The organism is Actinomadura chokoriensis, assembly GCF_041463665.1.
Classification (GTDB): domain Bacteria; phylum Actinomycetota; class Actinomycetes; order Streptosporangiales; family Streptosporangiaceae; genus Spirillospora; species Spirillospora chokoriensis_A.
The window spans coordinates 83,410-102,471 of record NZ_JAXCEJ010000016.1 but is presented as its reverse complement, the minus strand read 5'-3'; the positions used below and the strand labels follow the sequence as shown (position 1 = coordinate 102,471).

Below are 19,062 nucleotides of genomic sequence, written 5' to 3'. Positions count from 1 at the left end.
GACGATCGCCTCCGCGGGGCTATGCCGTGCCCGTGGCGAAGGCGTCGAGAGCGGTGGTGATGTGGTGGCGCGTCGCGGTGCCGCCGAGGTGACCCGCGTCGTCCACGACGATCAGCTTCGAGCCGGGCCAGGCACGGCTGAGATCCCAGGCCGTGCCGAGGGGGCCGCCCATGTCGAGCCTGCCGTGGACGAGGACGCCCGGAATGCCCGCCAGCCTGCCCGCGTCCCGGATCAGCGCGCCTTCCTCCAGCCACGCGCCATGGGAGAAGTAGTGGGAGCACATGCGGACCAGGGCCAGCCGCGCGGCCGGAGGGCGATCACTGTACGGATTCGCGGCGCCCTTCGTCTCCCCGGACAGGACGGCGTCCTCCCATGTGCACCAGTCGGCCGTGGCCTTCTCCCGCACGGCGGCGTCGGGGTGCTCCATCAGGCGCGCGTAGGCCGCGGCGATGTCGCCGCCGGTCCGGGCGCCGGGAGCACTCGCGGCGAACCGCTCCCACTGCTCGGGGAAGAAGCGTCCGACACCCCGGTAGAGCCAGTCGATCTCCGACCGCCGCGTGGTGGTGACGCTGGCTGCGACGATCTCCGACACGCGCTCGGGATATCGCTCGGCGTAGGCCAGCAGGAGCGTGGAACCCCACGAGCCGCCGTACAGCAGCCAGCGGTCAATGCCGAGGTGCTCGCGGAGGCGTTCCATGTCGGCGATCAGGTGCCAGGTGGTGTTGTGCCGCAGGCCGGTCGCCGGGTCGCCCGCGTGGGGGGTACTGCGCCCGCACCCGCGCTGGTCGAACAGTACGACCCGGTAGCGGTCGGGGTCGAACAACCGCCGCACACCCGTACTGCAGCCTGACCCCGGCCCGCCATGGACGACGAGCGCGGGCTTGCCGTCGGGGTCGCCGCAGACCTCCCAGTACACGAGGTTGCCGTCCCCGGCATCGAGCATCCCGGTCTCGTGCGGCTCGATCGCTGGGTGCATCGGTCCCTCCCGTCTTCAGGGGCGCCGTAGCTGGTCGGGGCGGTCAGCGATCATCATCGTCCAGGCGTAGAACTCTGACGGGTCGCCGAGCTCGTTCCGGACGGGGCCGTGCGCCGCATCGGTCGCGTGGGCACGGGCGACTCATCGCCCGACCGGGGCGACGCCGGGTCGCTGCCTCGTTGACTTGCGGCATGTTGTTGCTTACGACGCGCGCATAGCAACAACATGCCGCAAGTCGACGCACCCGGGGCTGCTAGAGGAACGCCGGGCCGCGCCGGAGCAGCGCTTCGAACAGCATGTGCTGGATGTTCTCGCGGACGTGGTCGGTGAGCTCGAAGACCGTCATGGGGTCGTCGGCCGCGTCGGCGTCGTACTCGTCCAGCGTCATGGGCTCGCCGAACTGGATCACCCACTTGGACGGCAGCGGGACGAGGCCGCCTAGCCCGAGCAGCGGGAACGTCGGCGTGATCGGGAAGTAGGGGAGGCCGAGCAGGCGGGCCAGCGGCCGCAGGTCGGCGATCTTGGGGTAGATCTCCTCGGCGCCGACGATGGCGCAGGGGACGATGGGGACCCCGGCGCGCAGCGCGGTGCCGACGAAGCCGCCGCGTCCGAAACGCTGCAGCTTGTAGCGGTCGGCGAACGGCTTGCCGACGCCCTTGAAGCCCTCCGGGAAGACGCCGACGAGTTCGCCCTTGGACAGCAGGCGGGAGGCGTCGGCCTGGCAGGCGAGGGTGTGGCCGGCCTTGCGGGCGAGGTGGCCGAATATCGGGATCTGGTAGACGAGGTCGGCGCCGAGGAGGCGGACGCACCGGTCGGCGTTGTCGTGCAGCGCGACCGACAGCATCAGCGCGTCGAGCGGGACGGTGCCCGAGTGGTTGGCGACGAGCAGGGCGCCGCCCTTCGGGACGTTCTCCAGCCCGGACAGCTCGACGCGGAACCAGTGCTCGTACAGGGCGCGGGCGAACGGCAGCAGGACGGTGGAGTTGAACTCGGGGTCGAAGCCGAACTCGTCCACCTCGTACTCGCCGGACAGCCGGCGGCGCAGGAACGCCAGCCCGGACGCGATGCCGCGCTCCAGCGGCCCGCGCTCGTCGAAGGAGTCGTCCTCGGCGTGGTCCTGGCGGCCGGTGGCGAGCCGGATGACCTGCGCGCCCTCGTCGTCGTCGTTCAGGTGGCGGGCGTTCGTCATCCGGGCTCTCCTTTCAGGCGCGTCCGAGCAGGCTCGTCAGCCGGCTGTGGCCGAGGCCCTGCGCTGCGGCGAAGTCGGCGAATGCGGCCTCGGAGCTGTATTTGGGATGCCACGTGAGCTCGCGCTCCAGGGCGGTGGTGTCGATGACCCGCCCGTACGTCAGCCAGCGCAGCATCTCGGGCGAGAATCCGGGCAGGCCGCCGAAGCGGCGCCCCACGTCGCCGAGCACCGAGATGGACGGCGAGGGGACGGGCAGGTACGGCCGTCGGGCGCGCCGCAGGGCCTGGGAGAGCAGCAGCACGCCGTCCCCGGCGACGTTGTAGCAGCCGGGGTGGTCCTCGACGGTCATGCGGCGCAGCACCTCGACGCCGTCGTCCTCGTGGACGAACTGGAGCCGCGGGTCGAAGCCGAGCACGGTGGGGACGACCGGCAGGTGCAGGTACCGGGTGAGCGGCGAGTCGACGCCGGGGCCGACGAAGTTCGCGAACCGCAGCACCGACACGGTGAGGTCCGAGCGGCGCCGCATCAGCCCGCGGACGTAGCCCTCCACCTCGACGGCGTCCTTGGCGTAGCCGCCCTTGGGCGCCTCGGTGGGCTCGTCCCGCTCGGTGAAGACCGCGGGGTCCATCGGCGAGGAGCCGTACACGGCGGCCGAGGACCGGACGACGAGCTTGCGCATGTCGGCCGAGCGCTGGCAGGCGGCGAGCAGCTGCATCGTGCCGATGACGTTGAGCTCTTTCGCCTTGGCCCGCGAGGCCGACGAGGAGGTCACCAGGTTGAGGTGCACCACCGTGTCCACTCCCGCCGACGCGATGATCTTCGCGATGCCGGGCGTGCGGATGTCCACGCGGACGAACTCGGTGCGGCCGAGGGACTCGTCAGGCGGCACCGTGTCCACCCCGATGACCCGCTCGATGCCCGGATCCGCCTGCAGCGCGTTCGCGACCCGCGCCCCCAGGAAACGGGATACGCCCGTGACGAGGACGACACGGGCCGCGGCGGTGGGCATGGAGGACACTGTGCGCCCCACCCCTTACGGCTGACTCGCCGGTGTGATCACTTCTTGTTGCGGCGCTGGATACGCGTCTTCTTCAGCAGCTTGCGGTGCTTCTTCTTGGCCATCCGCTTGCGACGCTTCTTGATGACAGAGCCCACGGAACCTCGCTCGGCGTAGGTGATGTGCAGGAGACGCACGTGCCGCAAGCGAGCAAAGCTCGACGAGAAGCGCGCACGGTCCGCCCAACACTACCGCCGAACAGACTGAGATCACGCCGCACCCCACCTCGCGGCAGGGCGCAGTGCGCCGCCGCGCCGCACGCGACGCGCCGCCCGGGTAGGGGCGGTGCGGCGTCCGGCACCGCGCGTCGCGCGGCGCCGGGCACCGTTCCGGCGGGGCGGGCATCGCCGCCGGCGGCGCCGCCGGCTGCCCGTCCCGTTCGGTGTCCGGACCGACTCGCCGGACCCCGGACGGCGAGGGTGCTGCCCCCGTTGCCCGGGCGCCGGCTCCGGCGGCCGGGAGGCCGCCGGCCGGTCCTCGTCCTGCTTCCCCAGCTTCGGGACGGTCCGCGAGGATCGCCCCGATGCCCCCTGCACGGCCGGGTGTGGAGTATGCGGCGGGGTCGTGGCTCATTCCCCGCCCTTACCCGTTATCCGGCTTCGATGTACGCGTCGCGCAGGTAGTCGTGAACGGCCTGCTCGGGTACCCGGAACGAGCGGCCCACGCGGATCGCGGGAAGCTCGCCCGAGTGGACGAGGCGGTAGACGGTCATCTTGGACACCCGCATCACCGCCGCCACTTCGGCCACGGTCAGGAACCTGACCTCGCTCAGAGGTCGCTCGCCTGAGGTCATCGGACGCCCTCTTCCACACGTGCCGCGCACCGACCCTTCGGGTGACTTTGATCACGCACGTGTACTTCCTCCAGCGTAAATCCCGTACCGGCAGTCGCAAGAGGGGAGTTCCGCACATTTCCGTATCCCGACCTGACCCAAGGGTGACAGTGCTGATTCCGCACGCAGCGTGGACGCGACGGCACTACCCGTGCCGCAGCGACCGGTTGTCAACCAGAACCCCGCATTGACCTGCGGTTCCGCAGTTCCCGATGGCGCTGCGCAAGCCCATGAGTCACGTTACGGCCGCCCTGTCACACGCCGTGACACGCCCGGACGGCACCGGTTCGCCCCTGCCCCGGAGGTAAGGAGAATCAGTCGGACGGGGCCAGACCGGCACGATCAAGGATGTAGGCGGTCAGCGGCGCGTAGTGGTGCGAGGAGACGCCGTCGTCGAGCGGCACGACCACGTCGATCTTGCCTTCGGCGGCCCCGGCGAACAGCGCCGGGTCGTTACAGTCCGCGAACCCCACGGTGTCGATGCCCGCCTGGCCGGCGGCTCCGGCCCAGCCATGGTCGGCGATGGCCAGATCCGGCCAGATATCAGGTTTAGCTTCCGAGGAAGGCTCTGAGGCGCTAGAAGCCAGCTCTCGCAGCATGGCCTCCATCGGGTGCGGGTCGTGCGTGTGGTGCGTCCGGTAGTCGTCGCCCTCCAGCATCGCGACGCCGGGCTCGGCGTAGACGATGCGGCGCAGGTCCGAGCCGCCGTACCCGGTCTCGATCTCGTACGTCCACCCGGCCGCGGGCGCCAGCACCCGGCAGCCCGCCTCCTCCAGCGCCCGCGCGACCGCCTGGTACAGCGGCGTCAGCGTGGCCGGATGGCCGGTCGCGACGACCACGTTCTCCCGGCGGCGGGCCGCGAGGCCGATGCGGTCGCCCATCGCCTCGAGCGTGTCGAGCGTGATGTCCGGGTCGATGGTGTCGTCCCCGTACAGATGCCTGGGGTCGGGGTCGACGCCGCAGCGCTCGACCATCATCTCCAGGACGGCCTGCTCCGTCCACGACGGCTTCAGCTCCAGGCCGAACTGGTAGTACGGGTTGCCGGCGGCCATCCGCCGGTAGTGCAGCAGGTTGTTCTGGCGCGGCGTCGCCACGTCGCCGGCGATCATCGTCCGGACGAGGTGGGCGCGCAGCTCGGCGCGGGTCGGTGCGGGTTTCACGCGTGCGGGTTTCACGGGTGCGGGCCTCACTCGTCCGTCATCGGGTCGAGGCCGTGCTCGGGGAACACCGCCCGCCGCGTCGCCAGCACCGCCTGGTCGACGGGGCTCGACGGGTCGTATCCGTCCCCCCACCTGCTGACCTCCACCACGTCCGTCCCGTCCGTCATCCGGCGCGGAGCGATCTCCTCGGTGCGCGCCCGGGCGAAGTCGCGCCACTCCTGCGGAGTGGCCGTCTCCGGCGGGATCGGGCCGCCCGCCGCCTCGGCCAGCAGGTGCGTCCACGCGCGCGGCACGACCTGGACCAGCTCGTAGCCGCCGCCCCCGGTGAGCACCCAGCGCCCGCCCGCGGTCTCGTGCGCCAGCCGGTGGAGCAGCGAGTACGCCGTCCGCTGGCCGTCCACGCTGAGGGTGAGGTGCGCGAGCGGGTCGAGCGCGTGGCCGTCGGCGCCCTGCTGGGTGACGAGCACCTCGGGGCGGAAGCGGCGCAGCAGCGGCGGGATGATCGCGTCGAACGCGCGCAGCCAGGGCCGGTCGCCGGTGCCGGGCGGCAGCGAGATGTTGACCGACGTGCCCGCCGCGCCCGTCTCGTTCGGGAACCCGGTGCCGGGGAACAGCGTGCGCGGCGTCTCGTGCAGGCTGATCGTCAGGACGCGCGGATCGTCGTAGAAGGCGGCTTGGACGCCGTCGCCGTGGTGGACGTCGATGTCGACGTAGGCGACCCGCTCGGCGCCGTTCTCCAGCAGCCACGCGATAGCGATGGCCGGGTCGTTGTAGACGCAGAACCCGCTGGCGGCGCCGCTCAGCGCGTGGTGCAGGCCGCCGGAGACGTTCGCGGCGTGCTCGGCCCGTCCGGTCCACACGGCCTCGGCGGCGGCGACCGAGGCGCCCGCGACCAGGGCGGACGCCTCGTGCATGCCGAGGAAGGCCGGGTTGTCGGGGGTGCCGAGGCCGTACCGGATCTCGGGCAGTCCGGTCGCGCCGACGTGCTTGACCGCCGCGATGTAGGACTCCTCGTGGACGAGCCGGAGCAGCTTGTCGTCCGCGATCTCGAATGGCGAGACCCGCACGTTGGGGCGGTCCAGGACGCCGAGCTCCCGGGCCAGCGCCATCGTCAGCTCGACGCGCACGGGGTTCATGGGGTGCCCGGGACCGAAGTCGTAGGAGATGAGCCGCTCGTCCCAGAAGATCTCAAGCCCGCAGTTCGCGGGATCGGACGGTCGGGACGAATCGGGACTGCTCATGGCCTCACGGTATCGCGCCGGTCACGTGGCCTGGCTCACATGCCTCCGGGACCCCCGGCGGAGCCCGGTACGAACCTGTGACGTGAATTACTCCCCGAAACGGGCATACAGATCAGACAACACCAAAACACCAAAGGGGGGTACATGGACAGCCCGAGCGTTCGCAGCCGTGCGATCAGCAGCGCTCTGCGCCTGGGCGTCCGGCCTCTCCTGCACTACCTTCCCGGCCACACGACCGGCATCCGCACCGCCCGTTCCACCGTGGACGCGGCGTCCTTACTGATGCGGCCCTGCTCCGGCGTGCGGATCGAGGGGCTGGACGAGCGGCTGGACGACGACGGCGACAACCACCCGATCAAGGGCGAGTGGGTGGCCCCACGGGACGCCCCCGAGGGGCCGCCCGACGGCGCCGTCCTCTACCTGCACGGCGGCGGCTACGTGGCCTGCTCGCCGCGCACGCACCGGCCGATCACGTCGCGGCTCGCGCACGACACGGGCCTGCCCGTCCTCGCGGCACGGTACCGGCTGGCGCCCGAGAATCCGTTCCCGGCGCCGCTGGAGGACGCCGTCGCCGCGTACCGGTGGCTGCTAGGCCGGGGCGTGCCCGCGTCCGGCATCGTCATCGCGGGCGACTCGGCCGGCGGGCACCTCGCCGCCGTGCTCGCCGGGGAGATCTGCCGGCTGGCCCTCCCGAACCCCGCCGGGCTCGCGCTCTTCTCCCCCTGGGTCGATCTGACCTGCGAACTCTCCATCCAGGCGCAGGAGCGCGCCCGTGACCCCTACATCAGCGCCGCGTCGGCGCTCCGGATCGCCCGCCTCGTCGTGGGGCCCGCCGGATTCGACGACCCGAGGCTGGCGCTGCTCACCTGCGCCTGGACGGACATGCCGCCCGTCCTCATCCAGGTCGGCGGCGCAGAGGTCCTGCGCACCGAGGCCGAGGCCTTCGCGAAAGCGCTGAAACGCGCCGGCCGGGCCTGCGAGCTCCAGGTCTGGAAGGGCCAGATGCACGTCTTCCAGATCCTGAACCGCGTCCTGCCCGAGGCAGGCGAGGCGATGCGCGACGCGGCCCGCTTCATCTGCGGGGTCACGCACCACACCTCCCCCGGACGGATCGAGGCGGCCTGACCCCGCCGGTCGATAGCGGGGGCGGAGACGGCCCGCGGGGTCAGAAGCGGCCCGCGGGCTCGACGTCGAAGAGTTCGTCCTCGTCCGGGCGACGCCCGCGCCTCGCGACGAAGAACCCGGCGAGGGCGGCCAGCGCGGCGCCTCCCTCGCCCACCAGGCTGATCGTCTTGTCGATGTACCAGACGGGTTCGTGCATGGCGGGCAGCGGGCCGAGCGCCCCGGGATCGACGTAGTAGTAGAGGACGACGGCGCCGGCCGCGCTCGACGCGACCAGGAACGCCAGCGCGTACGCCCAGCGGGTCCCGTAGGTGAGGACGATGACGGCCACCACGCCGGCGACGGCCGCCTGGATGCGGAAGAGCAGGTCACCGCCGATGGCCCCGCCCTCGACATAGGCCATGTCGGGCGCGAACATCCAGTGCACGATGGCGTCGGCCGCCAGCCCGGCGGCGACGATCAGGCGGAGCAGGAGTCCCATACTTCCTTACACGGGCGGAAACCCCCGGTCGGCTCAATGTTCAAAGATGAACTTCCGTGCGAGCGCCCCGGCCCGCCGCACGTGGTCAGCCGCCCGTGATCAGCCGCACTTGGTCACCCCCCGTGTCAGCCGCCCGCCAGTTCGCGGCCCCGGTTGCGGGCCGCCTCGATGGCCTCCAGGACGGCGGCGCGGACGCCGTGCCGCTCCAGCTCCCGGATCGCCGAGATCGTCGTCCCGCCAGGGGAGGTCACGGCCTCGCGCAGCAGCACCGGGTGCTCGCCGGAGTCGCGCAGCATGACCGCGGCGCCGACGGCCGACTGGATCACCATCTCCAGCGCGGCGGCGCGCGGCATGCCGAGCAGGATGCCCGCGTCCACCATCGCCTCGACCAGGTAGTAGAAGTACGCGGGGCCGCTGCCGGACAGGGCCGTCGCGCCGTCCTGCAGCGACTCGGGGATGCGCAGCACCTTCCCGACCGGGGACAGCAACTCCTCGGCCAGCTTCAGGTGCTCCTCCGCCGCGTGCGAGCCGGGCGAGATCACGCTCATCGCCTCGTCCACGTGCACGGGCGTGTTCGACATGACCCGCACGACGGGCACGCCCTCCGGCAGCCGCGCCTCGATGAACCCGGTCGTGATGCCCGCCGCCATCGAGATCACCAGCCGGCCGGCCGGGACGTGCGCGCCGATCTCCTCCAGCAGGGCGCCCATGTCCTGCGGCTTGACCGCCAGGATCAGTGTCCCGGCTCGCGCGGCGGCGTCCGCGTTCGTCGCGATCTCGACGCCGTACCGCTCGCGCAGCAGCGCGGCCCGCTCCTCCCGGCGCGCGGTCGCCATCAGCTCGGACGGGCGGCGGCCGGCCCGGAGCACCCCGGACAGCAGCGCCTCGCCCATCTTCCCGGCACCCAGAATCGCGATCATCGGCATACCTTGACGTGGGGATTCAACGACGGGTCCAGCCTAGCGGCGGGCCTTTCCCCTGCGAGGGAACGCCCCCCATGCCCCCGGAAGAACCCCAGACACGAAAGACCCCCGGACACGAACGAACCTCCGGTCATGACCGTCCGGTGAGGGAGCGCATGAAGAAGCGCAGGTTGGCGGGACGTTCCGCCAAGCGGCGCATGAAGTACCGGTACCAGTCGGGCCCGTACGCGACGTAGACGCGGACCTGCGCGCCCTGCGCGGCGAGCCGGCGCTGCTCCTGCGGGCGGATCCCGTAGAGCATCTGGTACTCGAACGTGTCGGCGTCACGCTCGTGCAGAACCGACAGCGCACCGGCGATGTCGATGAGCCGAGGGTCGTGCGTGGCGAGCATCGGGTAGCCCTTCCCCGCCATCAGGACCTTCATACAGCGGACGAACGACTTGTCGACCCCGTCCTTGTCGGTAAAGGCCACCGCCGCCGGTGCCGTATAGGCGCCCTTGCACAGCCTTACGCGCGACCCCTCGTAAGCCAGTTCCGCGCAGTACTCCTCTGCTCGCCGCAAGTACGACTGGATGACCGCGCCCACGTCCGGGAAGTCGGGCCTTATGTCGCGGACGACCCGCAGGGTCGAAGCGACGGTCGTGTGGTCCTCCATGTCGAGAGTCACCGTCGTACCGGCAGAACGGGCGGCGTCGCAGACGCGTCTGGCGTTCTCCAGGGCGAGGGCTTCGTCGAGGGTCTGGCCAATGGCCGAAAGCTTCAGCGAGACCTCGGCGCGTACGCCGAGCCCGGCGGCGCCGAGCCGCCCCAGCAGTTCGACGTAGTGCGCGACGTTCGCCTCGGCGCGCTCCTCGTCATGCGTGTCCTCGCCCAGGACGTCCAGGCTGACGAGCAGCCCCTCGCCGGTCAGCCTCTCGGTGACGCGCGCCGCGTCCTCGATCGTCTCCCCCGCGATGAAACGCCGGACGACGTCACCGGTGAACGGCGCGAACTCCACGACCCTGCGCGCGCCGCCACTGCGCGACGCGACGAGCAACGCCTGACGAAGCACTGTGCGCACCCTTCGGTGGTTCCTGGGCCCTACCCATCCCAGGTTAAGCCCGCCCCACCGCGCTGCTCACGACACGGTGCCGAGGGTGTTGCCGCCTCCGTACTGCTTCACGTAATCGGCCATCTGGGCCGTCTTGACGGCTTCGAACAGCTGCTTCGCCCGCGCGACGTCCAGGAACACGACGCTCTGCTTGGCGCGCATGCCGGTGCCCTTGTGCGGGAGTGTCATGAACCTCACGTCCGACGCCCGGACGCTGCGCATGCTCAGCGCCAGCGAGCGCAGGTCGCCCGCGGACACGCTCTCGTCCACGCTGATCGACTTGCTGAGCGCCGACATGAACCGGTCCAGCTTGAGCGGGTTGGTGAGCGTGCCGCGGTCGGCGGCCTGCTTGGCGAGGGCGCCGAGGAACGCCTGCTGCCGCTTGATCCGGTCGAAGTCGCCGTTCGGCAGGTTGTAGCGCTGCCGGACGAACAGCAGCGCGTCCTCGCCGTTCAGCTTCTGCCGGCCCGCCGTCCACTGCTTCTTGCGGGCCGGGTCGTACACGCTCTGCTTGATGTTGACGGTGACGCCGCCGAGCGCGTCCGTCATGGACTTGAAGCCCTCGAAGTCGATCGCGCCGAAGTGGTCGACGCGGATCCCGGTGAGGTTCTCCATCGTCTCGATCAGCAGCTTCGGGCCGCCGAAGGAGAACGCCGCGTTGATCTTCTGGTTGCCGTAGCCGGGGATCTCGACCCACGAGTCGCGCGGGAAGGAGATGACGTAGGCCTTCTTCCGGTCGGCCGGCAGGTGCAGCAGCATGATCGTGTCCGTGCGCTGCTGTCCGGGCTTCCAGACCTGGTTGCCCTCCCCGGTCGTCGGGGCGTCCGCGCGCGAGTCCGACCCGACGAGCAGCCAGTTCTCGGTGCCCTCCACGTTCGGGCCCGGCCGGTTCGCGCCCTCGCCCGGCATCGCGCCCTTGATCCGTTCGATGTTGCCGTTGTAGGACGACTGGCGCTGCCACAGCAGCCCGCCGAGGCCCGCCACGAGCAGCGCCACGAACACGCCGACGGCGATCAGGACGCGCGGCCAGCGCCGCTTGCGCCTGCGCTCCGCACCGTCCGTCCCCGCCCAGAACGCGTCGCCGGCGTCGCTCTTCCCCGCCGGCTCCGGGGCATCGGTGGCCTGGGCCCCCGCCGGCGCCTGCGCCTGCGGGGCCTCGTCGGCCCGCTGCGGCGCCCGCGGACCATGATCTGGGGAGGTCATGGCGCGAAGCTACCAGCCCCATGGACCGGAGATAGCCCACTTAGCCCTGCCTGTCCGATTAAGGCAGAACACGCCCGCGCAGGTAAACCCAAGCCCCTCCTCGCGGGTCGTCCCCCGGGCTCAGGGCGTCCGGCGGCGGAGGGTCACGGCGCCGAGGACGAGGGCGACGACCGTGAACGCGGCGATGACGGCCACGTCCAGGGCCAGGGTGGCGGTGAAGCCGGAACGGGTGCTGATCTCCTGCATGCCCTCCACCGCGTACGACAGGGGCAGGACGTCCGAGACGGCGTTCAGCCAGGACGCCATGTGGTCGCGCGGGATGATCAGCCCGCAGAGCAGCGTCTGCGGCAGCACGAACGCGGGCATGAACTGGACGGCCTGGAACTCGGTCCGGGCGAACGCGCTCGCGAACAGGCCGAGCGACATGCCGAGCAGCGCGTCCAGCAGGGAGACGAGGACGAGGGAGCCGAGCGAGCCGCTCAGGTCGAGGCCGAGCCAGGTCAGCGAGATCACCAGCACGACGCCGACCTGCACGAGCGCGACCGCCCCGAACGCGAGCGCGTAGCCGAGCAGCAGGTCGAGCTTGCCGAGCGGCATGGTCATCAGCCGTTCGAGGGTGCCGCTCGTCCGCTCCCGGAGGGTGGCGACGCTGGCCACGACGAACATGACGATGAACGGGAACAGGCCGAGCAGCATGGGGCCGATCCGGTCGAAGACCATCGGCTGGTCGAACACGTAGCGCAGCAGGATCATCAGCAGCGTCGGCACGACGATCAGCAGCGCGAGGGTGCGGTGGTCGTGCCTGAGCTGCGCGAGGATGCGCCGCATCGTGGCGAACGTGACGGCCGTGCTCATGGGCGCCGTGCTCATGCCCGGCTCCCCGCCCTCTCGGTGATCAGGTGCAGGAACGCCGCTTCGAGGTCGGACGTCCCGGTGCGCGAGCGCAGCCCGTCCGGGGTGCCGTCGGCGAGGACGGCGCCCTCCCGCATCAGCAGCAGCCGGTCGGTGCGGCCCGCCTCGTCCATGACGTGGCTGGACACGACGAGGGTCGCGCCCCGGTCGGCCAGCTCCCGGAACAGCCCCCACAGCTCCTGCCGCAGCACCGGGTCGAGGCCGACGGTCGGCTCGTCCAGGACGATCAGCTCCGGGTCGCCGAGCAGCGCGACGGCGAGGTTGACGCGGCTGAGCTGCCCGCCCGACAGCGTCGCCGCGGTCTGGTCGCGGTGGCGGCCGAGCCCGACCTCGTCGATGACGCGGTCGACGTCCGAGCGCGGCGCGCGCAGGACGGACGCGAAGTAGCGCAGGTTCTCGGCGACGGTCAGGTCGGCGTACACGGCCGGGGACTGCGTCGCGTAGCCGACGCGGTGCCGCAGGCCGGGCGAGCCCGCGGGCGCGCCGAGCACCGTCACCGTGCCGCTCTTCACGATCTGGACGCCGACGAGCGCCCTGATCAGCGTGGTCTTCCCGCAGCCGCTCGGGCCGATCAGCCCGACGATCGAGCCGCGCGGGACGTCGAGGGTGAGCCCGTGCAGCACCTCCCGGCCGCCGCGGACGACCCGCAGGTCGCGCACGCTGACCGCCGGCTCGGCGCCGCTCGCCGGGCTAGAACTCATCATGTGTTGAATTTAAGCGGACGGAGGGGTCCGGTCAAGGGTGCCCAGGGGCTAGAACGTGAGCGTCAGGTAGCGTTGGATGGCCGGCGCGACCAGTTCGATCAGCTCGTCCTCCGAGGCGGAGGCCAGCGGCTCCATGCGCACCACGTAGCGCAGGATCATCAGGCCGATCATCTGCCCGGCGGCCGCCTGGACGCCGAGCGGCGGCACCTCCGCGTCCCGCGTGACGCGTCCGAGCAGCACGGCCGTGACGAACTCGCGCAGCAGCGCCGCCGCCCGCTCGTTCGTCATCGCCGAGCGGAGCATCGCGAGCATCGGGGCGCGGCGGTCCTCGTCCCGCCACACCTCCAGGAAGGTGCGGACCATCGTCTCGCCGAGCCGCTCGCGCGGCGCGGAGATGACGCGCGGCAGGACGACGGACGGGTCCACGGGGAAGCGCATCGCCTCGACGAACACGCCCTCCTTGTTGCCGAAGAAGTGGTGGACGAGGGCGGGGTCGACCCCGGCGGCGCGCGCGATGGCGCGCAGCGAGGCGCCGTCGTAGCCCTTCTCGGCGAACAGGTCGCGCGCCTCGGCCAGGATCTTCTCGCGCGTCTCGGTCGGGCCCGGGCGCCGCCCCCGCGGGCCGGCCGCCTCTCGCGGGCCGGCCGCCTCGGTCACCGCACCCCCCGGCGGGTGATCTCCCCCGCCGGCGTGACCTCCCAGGTGTGCTCGGCGGCGGCGAGGTGCAGGCGGGCGAACGCCAGGGCCTCGGCGAGATCTTCCATGCGCTCGACCCGGGTGGACGCGCGCCGCGTGTTCACCTCCAGGACGATGTGCCCCCGGAAGCCGCCCTCGGCGAGGTTCTCCAGCATCGGCCCGCACGGCTGGTTGCCCCGGCCCGGGACGAGATGCTCGTCCTTGTTGGTGATGCCCACGCCATCCGCGAGATGGATGTGGCGCAGACGGTCGCCGAGGCTCCCCGCCATGTCGATGGCGTCCGACCCCGAAACGGCGGTGTGGGACAGGTCGAGGGTGACGTACGGGTAGTCCTGCTCGACGGGGTTCCAGTCGGGCAGGTACATGCCCGCTTCGGCGCCGCGCGCCTTGAGCGGGAACATGTTCTCGACCGCGAACAGGACGTCCGTCTCGTCCTGCATGCGGGCGAGGCCCTCGACGAACTCCTTCGCGTAGTCGCGCTGCCAGCGGAACGGCGGGTGGACGACGACCACGTCCGCGCCCAGTTCCTCGGCGACCTCCTTGGAGCGGACGAGCTTGCCCCAGGGCTCGCGCCCCCACACCCGCTGGGTGAGCAGCAGGCAGGGCGCGTGGATCGACTTGATCGGGACCTGGTGGTAGTCGGACAGCCGGCGCAGGACGTTCAGGTCCTGCGAGGAGGCGTCCGTGGAGACCATGACCTCGATGCCGTCGTAGCCCAGCAGCGCGGCGATCTCGAACGCGCTCGGTACCTTCTCCGGGTAGACCGACGCGGTGGAGAGCGTGATCGGCGCGTCCGGTACACGGAGAGCCGGTGTACTGACGCCGTTGGGCTGCGGGGTCAAGGCTTCCTCGCCAGGAATGATCGCTCGACTGGTCATCAGGTGCGGATGGTCATCAGGTTCGCAACGTAAAGCCTATGCGGCGGCGGCGGCGATCAAACAACCGCCCGGAGTGATCCTGATTGCTCCGCGTTCGGGACCGCCCCTGGAGCGGACTACCCTCTTTCGGCGTGGCCGATATCGCGCCGGGCGCCGTGCCGAGCCCCAACATCTGGAACTCCCCGCAGGTCTACGAGCTGGAGAACCGCGCCGTCGACCCCGACGGGATCCTCGCCGACGCGATGCGCGCCGTCCGCCCCTGGAACGGGGCCGACGTCCTGGACCTCGGCTGCGGCACCGGCTTCCACCTGCCGTTCTTCGCCGCCGACGCGCGCCGGGTGATCGGCGTGGAACCGCATGCGGGGCTGGCCTCGGCCGCCGCGCGCCGGACCCGCGACCTGCCGAACGTCACCGTCCGGGCCGGGACGGCCCAGGCGTTGCCGCTGCCGGACGCCTCGATCGACGTCGTCCACGTCCGGTGGGCGTACTTCTTCGGGCCGGGCTGCGAGCCGGGCCTCCGCGAACTGGACCGGGTCGTCCGGCGCGGCGGGGCGATCTTCATCATCGACAACGACGCCACCCGCTCCACGTTCGGCCGCTGGTTCCGGCGGAGCCTGCCGAAGTACGACCCGGAAGCCGTCGAACGCTTCTGGGCGCGCCGCGGCTTCTCCCGCGAGCCGTTGATGATCCGCTGGTCGTTCGAGAGCCGGGACGACCTCGCCGCCGTCCTGCGGATCGAGTTCCCGGCCGACCTCGCGGACGCGTGCCTGCGCGAGCATCCGGGCCTGGAGGTGGACTATGCCGTGAATTTGTGGTGGCGTTGCCCCTGAGTTACTGACGAGTCGGTCATCCGGGAGGATCGGGCCATGGGCCGTGCCACGAGCCGTGTCACCGCTGGAAGAGCGTTCGGCGGCCTGGTCGCCGCCACCGCCGTCGGCGCGGCCGGCGCGGGCGCCGGGCTGGTCGCCCAGCGCCGCGCCATGCGCCGCCTCCAGTTGCGGCCCGACCCGTTCGCGGGCGAGCCGTTCGGGTCCCTGCGCGGCCGTCCCGTCCCCGTCCGCGCCGACGACGGCACCCGCCTGTACGCCGAGATCGACGGTGACGACCGCACCGACCTCGCCGTCGTGTTCTCGCACGGCTGGACGCTCACCCAGGACTCCTGGCACTTCCAGCGCAAGGCCCTGCGCGGGCTCGGCCGCCTCGTCTTCTGGGACCACCGCGGCCACGGCCGCTCCGACGGCGGCGCCCGCGACGGCTACTCCGTCCCCCGCCTCGCGGCCGACCTCGGCGCCGTGATCGAGGCCACCGTCCCCGCCGGCACGCCCGTCGTCCTCGTCGGCCACTCCATGGGCGGCATGACGATCATGCGGTACGCCGACGACAACCCCGGCCTGGTCGGGCGCAAGATCCTCGCCGCTGGACTGCTGTGCACCTCCTCCGGCGGCCTCGGCGAGGTCTCCCTCGGCCTGCCCGCGCTGATCGCGCGCACCAGCCACCGCGTGCTGCCCCGCGCCCTCGGCGCCCTCGGCACCGGCTCCGGGGCCCTGGAGAAGGTCCGCCACCTCGGCCGCGACGCCGCCACGATCGTCGAGGACCTCATCGCCTTCGGCCCCGAAGCGAGCCCCGCCGCGGTCGCCTTCTGCGAGCAGATGATGACCGAGACCCGCATGGACGCGTTCGCCGACTACCTCCGCTCGATGATCACGACCGACGTCATCAGCGACTGCGCCTCCCTCGCCGCCGCCGACACCCTCGTCATCGGCGGCGAGAACGACCTGCTCACCCCGGTCGGGCACAGCCTCAAGATCGCCTCCTGCGTCCCGTCCGCGCGCCTGGAGGTCGTCCCCACCGCCGGGCACATGGCCATGCTCGAACGCCCCGGCGTGGTCTCCGACCACCTCGGCGACCTGATCGAACGCGCCCGCAAGACCGGCCTGACTGTCGGCGGCGGCCTCTAGGCTGCCGCGCATGGCGAAGGCTAAGACGGCCAAGGCGGCCTACCGGTGCTCGGAGTGCGGCTGGCAGACGTCCAAGTGGGTCGGGCGCTGCGGCGAGTGCCAGACGTGGGGGACGGTCATGGAGGCGGCGTCCGCCACGCCCGCGCGGGTCGTCTCCGCCGGGCCGGTGAGCACGCCGGCGCGCCCGATCGGGCAGGTGGACGTCCGGTCGGCGCAGTCGCGGCCCACCGGCCTGGACGAGCTCGACCGGGTGCTCGGCGGCGGCATCGTCCCCGGGGCCGTCCTGCTGCTGGCGGGCGAGCCGGGCATCGGCAAGTCGACGCTGCTGCTGGAGGTCGCCGCCCTCGCCTCGACGGGGTCCGGAGACGGCGGGGGGAAGAACGTCCTCTACGTGACGGGCGAGGAGTCGGCCGAGCAGGTGCGGCTGCGCGCCGACCGGGTCGGCGCGATCACCGACCACCTGTACCTCGCTGCGGAGACCGAACTGTCGGCGGTCCTCGGGCACGTCGACTCCGTCGAGCCCACGCTGCTCGTCGTCGACTCCATCCAGACGATCGGGACGTCCGAGGTCGACGGCGCGCCCGGCGGCGTCACGCAGATCCGCGAGGTCGCCGCCAACCTGATCAGGGTCGCGAAGGAGCGCGGCATCACCGTCGTGCTGGTCGGCCACGTCACCAAGGAGGGCGCGATCGCCGGGCCGCGCCTCCTGGAGCACCTGGTCGACGTCGTCCTGTACTTCGAGGGCGACCGGCACTCCCGGCTCCGCATGATCCGCGCGGTGAAGAACCGCTACGGGCCGACGGACGAACTGGGCTGCTTCGACCTGTCCGAGGTCGGGATCGTCGGGCTGCCCGATCCGAGCGGCCTGTTCCTGACCCGCCGCGAGGAGGCCGTCCCCGGCACGTGCGTGACCGTGACGCTGGAGGGGCGGCGGCCGCTGGTCGCCGAGGTGCAGTCGCTCGTCGCGAAATCGCACCTCCCGGCGCCCCGCAGGGCGACGTCCGGGCTCGACACGTCCCGCGTCGCGATGGTCCTCGCCGTCCTCGCGCAGCGCTGCAAGATCTCCATGCACGAGCAGGACGTCTACGTCTCGACGGTCGGCGGGGTGCGGCTGGCCGAGACGTCCGTCGACCTGGCCCTCGCCCTGGCCGTGGCGGGCTCCACGGTCGAGCAGGCCCTCTCCAACAGCCTGATCGCCCTCGGCGAGGTGGGCCTCGCCGGGGAGGTCCGCGTCGTGCCCGGCGTCCAGCGGCGGCTCGCCGAGGCCGCCCGGCTCGGGTTCAAGCACGCCGTCGTCCCGCGCGGCTCCCTCGAACTCGCCGACGGATCGCCGCTCAAGCGCGCCGACCCGCAGCTCAGCAGCTACGAAGGCATGAAGGTGATGGAGGTCGACAGCCTGCAACAGGCGCTCCAGGTCGCGTTTACGGCGCCCTGACGCGAGTCACGCCAGAGTATTACTGCACACAACTCAGGCTTGCGACCTGGGGAGGAACCGGGGCGCGGCCCGCCTCGGTAAACTGACGCCGTCCAGCGACCTCCGGGGGTCAGGTGCCATCACACGACAAGGGTCATGACGAACGACGCCGCGCCACGTTGGCCGCGGTGGCCCCGGGCACCCAGATACGCGACGGACTCGAGCGGATCCTGCGGGGCCATACCGGCGGCCTGATCGTCCTCGGCTACGACAAACCGGTCGAGGACCTCTGCACGGGCGGCTTCGAACTCGACGTCGAGTTCTCCGCGACCCGGCTGCGCGAACTCGCCAAGATGGACGGCGCGATCGTCCTCGACGACAGCCACACCCGCATCGTCCGCGCCGCCGTCCACCTCGTGCCCGACTCGACCATCCCCACCGAGGAGTCGGGGACGCGGCACCGCACCGCGGAACGCGTCGCCCGGCAGACCGGCCTCCCGGTCATCTCGGTCAGCCAGTCGATGCACATCATCGCGCTGTACCTCGACGGGATCCGCTACGTCCTCGAAGACTCGGCGGCCATCCTCTCCAAGGCCAACCAGGCGCTCGCCACGCTCGAACGGTACAAACTCCGCCTGGACGAGGTGTCCGGCACGCTCTCCGCCCTCGAGATCGAGGACCTCGTCACCGTCCGCGACGTCAGCGCCGTCGTCCAGCGCCTCGAGATGGTGCGGCGCATCGCCGACGAGATCGAGGGCTACGTCGTCGAGCTCGGCACCGACGGCCGGCTCCTCTCCCTCCAGCTGGACGAGCTGGTCTCCGGCGTCGACGCCGACCGCGAGCTGATCATCCGCGACTACCCGTCCGACGACACCCGTGCCCGCGGCGTCGCCGCCATCCTCGCCTCCCTCGACACCCTCTCCGCCAACGAGCTCCTGGACCTGTCGACGGTCGCCGAGGTGATGGGCTTCGCCGGCCCGGACGCCCTCGACCTGCCCGTCAGCCCCAAGGGCTTCCGCCTCCTCGCCAAGGTGCCCCGGCTGCCCAGCATGGTCGTCGAACGCCTCGTCGAACACTTCGGCGGGCTGCAGAAACTCCTCGCCGCCAGCATCGACGACCTCCAGGCCGTCGGCGGCGTCGGCGAATCCCGGGCCCGCAGCGTCCGCGAGGGCCTCTCCCGCCTGGCCGAATCCTCGATCCTGGAACGCTACGTCTGATCGCACGCC

General features: G+C 71.7%; 20 protein-coding genes. 5 read left to right on the top strand and 15 right to left on the bottom strand.

Annotated elements, in window-relative coordinates; translation table 11 throughout:
* Nucleotides 1-19: 19 nt before the first annotated feature.
* The 7 genes from pip to SM418_RS23855 all read right to left on the bottom strand — a co-directional run bounded on the left by pip (nucleotide 20) and on the right by SM418_RS23855 (nucleotide 6,455).
* Complete coding sequence (gene pip, locus SM418_RS23885; protein ID WP_371943375.1) at nucleotides 20-976, bottom strand: prolyl aminopeptidase; 957 nt, start codon at nucleotides 974-976, stop codon at nucleotides 20-22.
* 253 nt (nucleotides 977-1,229) lie between these two features.
* Nucleotides 1,230-2,165: a lysophospholipid acyltransferase family protein gene (locus tag SM418_RS23880; protein WP_371943374.1), complete on the bottom strand. Its 936-nt coding sequence runs from the start codon at nucleotides 2,163-2,165 to the stop codon at nucleotides 1,230-1,232.
* Between the two features lie 13 nt (nucleotides 2,166-2,178).
* Nucleotides 2,179-3,174, bottom strand: coding sequence for an NAD-dependent epimerase/dehydratase family protein (locus tag SM418_RS23875; protein WP_371943373.1), 996 nt, complete (start codon nucleotides 3,172-3,174; stop codon nucleotides 2,179-2,181).
* 47 nt (nucleotides 3,175-3,221) lie between these two features.
* A complete protein-coding gene (locus SM418_RS23870; protein WP_018654693.1) occupies nucleotides 3,222-3,320 on the bottom strand; it encodes a 30S ribosomal protein bS22 in 99 nt (32 codons plus the stop codon).
* Nucleotides 3,321-3,811: 491 nt separating this feature from the next.
* Nucleotides 3,812-4,015, bottom strand: coding sequence for a helix-turn-helix domain-containing protein (locus SM418_RS23865; protein ID WP_021591693.1), 204 nt, complete (start codon nucleotides 4,013-4,015; stop codon nucleotides 3,812-3,814).
* A gap of 353 nt (nucleotides 4,016-4,368) precedes the next feature.
* Entirely contained in the window at nucleotides 4,369-5,214 is an 846-nt protein-coding gene (locus tag SM418_RS23860; protein WP_371943372.1) for a phosphatase, read from the bottom strand.
* A gap of 26 nt (nucleotides 5,215-5,240) precedes the next feature.
* Nucleotides 5,241-6,455 carry an acetoin utilization protein AcuC gene (locus tag SM418_RS23855; RefSeq protein WP_371943371.1) on the bottom strand — a complete coding sequence of 405 codons (1,215 nt, stop codon included), beginning with the start codon at nucleotides 6,453-6,455 and terminating at the stop codon, nucleotides 5,241-5,243.
* Between the two features lie 144 nt (nucleotides 6,456-6,599).
* Between SM418_RS23855 and SM418_RS23850 the strand changes: the two genes are divergently transcribed.
* Complete coding sequence (locus SM418_RS23850) at nucleotides 6,600-7,580, top strand: alpha/beta hydrolase (RefSeq protein WP_371943370.1); 981 nt, start codon at nucleotides 6,600-6,602, stop codon at nucleotides 7,578-7,580.
* Nucleotides 7,581-7,620: 40 nt separating this feature from the next.
* Here the strand turns inward: SM418_RS23850 and SM418_RS23845 are convergent, their stop codons facing one another.
* The 8 genes from SM418_RS23845 to SM418_RS23810 form a co-directional block, all read right to left on the bottom strand.
* On the bottom strand, nucleotides 7,621-8,058 hold the full coding sequence (locus tag SM418_RS23845; protein WP_371943369.1) for a hypothetical protein: 438 nt from the start codon (nucleotides 8,056-8,058) through the stop codon (nucleotides 7,621-7,623).
* Nucleotides 8,059-8,183: 125 nt separating this feature from the next.
* Nucleotides 8,184-8,978, bottom strand: a complete 795-nt coding sequence (proC, locus tag SM418_RS23840; RefSeq protein WP_371943368.1) for a pyrroline-5-carboxylate reductase — start codon at nucleotides 8,976-8,978, stop codon at nucleotides 8,184-8,186.
* A gap of 133 nt (nucleotides 8,979-9,111) precedes the next feature.
* A complete protein-coding gene (locus tag SM418_RS23835) occupies nucleotides 9,112-10,032 on the bottom strand; it encodes a proline dehydrogenase family protein (RefSeq protein ID WP_371943367.1) in 921 nt (306 codons plus the stop codon).
* A gap of 66 nt (nucleotides 10,033-10,098) precedes the next feature.
* The gene (locus SM418_RS23830) at nucleotides 10,099-11,274 is read right to left on the bottom strand and encodes an LCP family protein (protein ID WP_371943366.1); all 1,176 of its coding nucleotides are present in this window, start codon (nucleotides 11,272-11,274) and stop codon (nucleotides 10,099-10,101) included.
* A 120-nt stretch (nucleotides 11,275-11,394) separates the two neighbouring features.
* A complete protein-coding gene (locus SM418_RS23825; protein WP_371943364.1) occupies nucleotides 11,395-12,144 on the bottom strand; it encodes an ABC transporter permease in 750 nt (249 codons plus the stop codon).
* Nucleotides 12,141-12,890 carry an ABC transporter ATP-binding protein gene (locus tag SM418_RS23820; protein ID WP_371943363.1) on the bottom strand — a complete coding sequence of 250 codons (750 nt, stop codon included), beginning with the start codon at nucleotides 12,888-12,890 and terminating at the stop codon, nucleotides 12,141-12,143. Before SM418_RS23820 ends, SM418_RS23825 begins: the two co-directional genes overlap by 4 nt.
* Before the next feature lie 48 nt (nucleotides 12,891-12,938).
* Nucleotides 12,939-13,547: a TetR/AcrR family transcriptional regulator gene (locus SM418_RS23815; protein ID WP_371943362.1), complete on the bottom strand. Its 609-nt coding sequence runs from the start codon at nucleotides 13,545-13,547 to the stop codon at nucleotides 12,939-12,941.
* Nucleotides 13,544-14,428 (bottom strand): sugar phosphate isomerase/epimerase family protein, encoded by an 885-nt coding sequence (locus tag SM418_RS23810; RefSeq protein ID WP_371943473.1) that lies wholly within the window; start codon nucleotides 14,426-14,428, stop codon nucleotides 13,544-13,546. Before SM418_RS23810 ends, SM418_RS23815 begins: the two co-directional genes overlap by 4 nt.
* A gap of 167 nt (nucleotides 14,429-14,595) precedes the next feature.
* Here SM418_RS23810 and SM418_RS23805 point away from each other — a divergent pair, with 167 nt between their 5' ends.
* From SM418_RS23805 to disA, 4 genes are all read left to right on the top strand, one after another.
* Complete coding sequence (locus SM418_RS23805) at nucleotides 14,596-15,294, top strand: class I SAM-dependent methyltransferase (RefSeq protein WP_371943361.1); 699 nt, start codon at nucleotides 14,596-14,598, stop codon at nucleotides 15,292-15,294.
* A 36-nt stretch (nucleotides 15,295-15,330) separates the two neighbouring features.
* Complete coding sequence (locus SM418_RS23800) at nucleotides 15,331-16,422, top strand: alpha/beta fold hydrolase (RefSeq protein ID WP_371943360.1); 1,092 nt, start codon at nucleotides 15,331-15,333, stop codon at nucleotides 16,420-16,422.
* Nucleotides 16,423-16,432: 10 nt separating this feature from the next.
* A complete protein-coding gene (gene radA / locus SM418_RS23795) occupies nucleotides 16,433-17,857 on the top strand; it encodes a DNA repair protein RadA (protein WP_371943359.1) in 1,425 nt (474 codons plus the stop codon).
* Between the two features lie 113 nt (nucleotides 17,858-17,970).
* Nucleotides 17,971-19,053 (top strand): DNA integrity scanning diadenylate cyclase DisA, encoded by a 1,083-nt coding sequence (gene disA, locus SM418_RS23790; protein ID WP_371943358.1) that lies wholly within the window; start codon nucleotides 17,971-17,973, stop codon nucleotides 19,051-19,053.
* Nucleotides 19,054-19,062 lie beyond the last annotated feature (9 nt).

Excerpts from the sequence above, each read along its gene's own strand:
- SM418_RS23865 (WP_021591693.1), bottom strand. The coding sequence starts at position 4,015 with ATGACCTCAGGCGAGCGACCTCTGAGCGAGGTCAGGTTCCTGACCGTG.
- SM418_RS23800 (WP_371943360.1), top strand. The coding sequence starts at position 15,331 with ATGGGCCGTGCCACGAGCCGTGTCACCGCTGGAAGAGCGTTCGGCGGC.
- SM418_RS23845 (WP_371943369.1), bottom strand. The coding sequence starts at position 8,058 with ATGGGACTCCTGCTCCGCCTGATCGTCGCCGCCGGGCTGGCGGCCGAC.
- pip (WP_371943375.1), bottom strand. The coding sequence starts at position 976 with ATGCACCCAGCGATCGAGCCGCACGAGACCGGGATGCTCGATGCCGGG.
- SM418_RS23825 (WP_371943364.1), bottom strand. The coding sequence starts at position 12,144 with ATGAGCACGGCGCCCATGAGCACGGCCGTCACGTTCGCCACGATGCGG.
- proC (WP_371943368.1), bottom strand. The coding sequence starts at position 8,978 with ATGATCGCGATTCTGGGTGCCGGGAAGATGGGCGAGGCGCTGCTGTCC.
- SM418_RS23855 (WP_371943371.1), bottom strand. The coding sequence starts at position 6,455 with ATGAGCAGTCCCGATTCGTCCCGACCGTCCGATCCCGCGAACTGCGGG.
- SM418_RS23850 (WP_371943370.1), top strand. The coding sequence starts at position 6,600 with ATGGACAGCCCGAGCGTTCGCAGCCGTGCGATCAGCAGCGCTCTGCGC.
- SM418_RS23875 (WP_371943373.1), bottom strand. The coding sequence starts at position 3,174 with ATGCCCACCGCCGCGGCCCGTGTCGTCCTCGTCACGGGCGTATCCCGT.
- SM418_RS23830 (WP_371943366.1), bottom strand. The coding sequence starts at position 11,274 with ATGACCTCCCCAGATCATGGTCCGCGGGCGCCGCAGCGGGCCGACGAG.
- radA (WP_371943359.1), top strand. The coding sequence starts at position 16,433 with ATGGCGAAGGCTAAGACGGCCAAGGCGGCCTACCGGTGCTCGGAGTGC.
- SM418_RS23880 (WP_371943374.1), bottom strand. The coding sequence starts at position 2,165 with ATGACGAACGCCCGCCACCTGAACGACGACGACGAGGGCGCGCAGGTC.
- SM418_RS23820 (WP_371943363.1), bottom strand. The coding sequence starts at position 12,890 with ATGATGAGTTCTAGCCCGGCGAGCGGCGCCGAGCCGGCGGTCAGCGTG.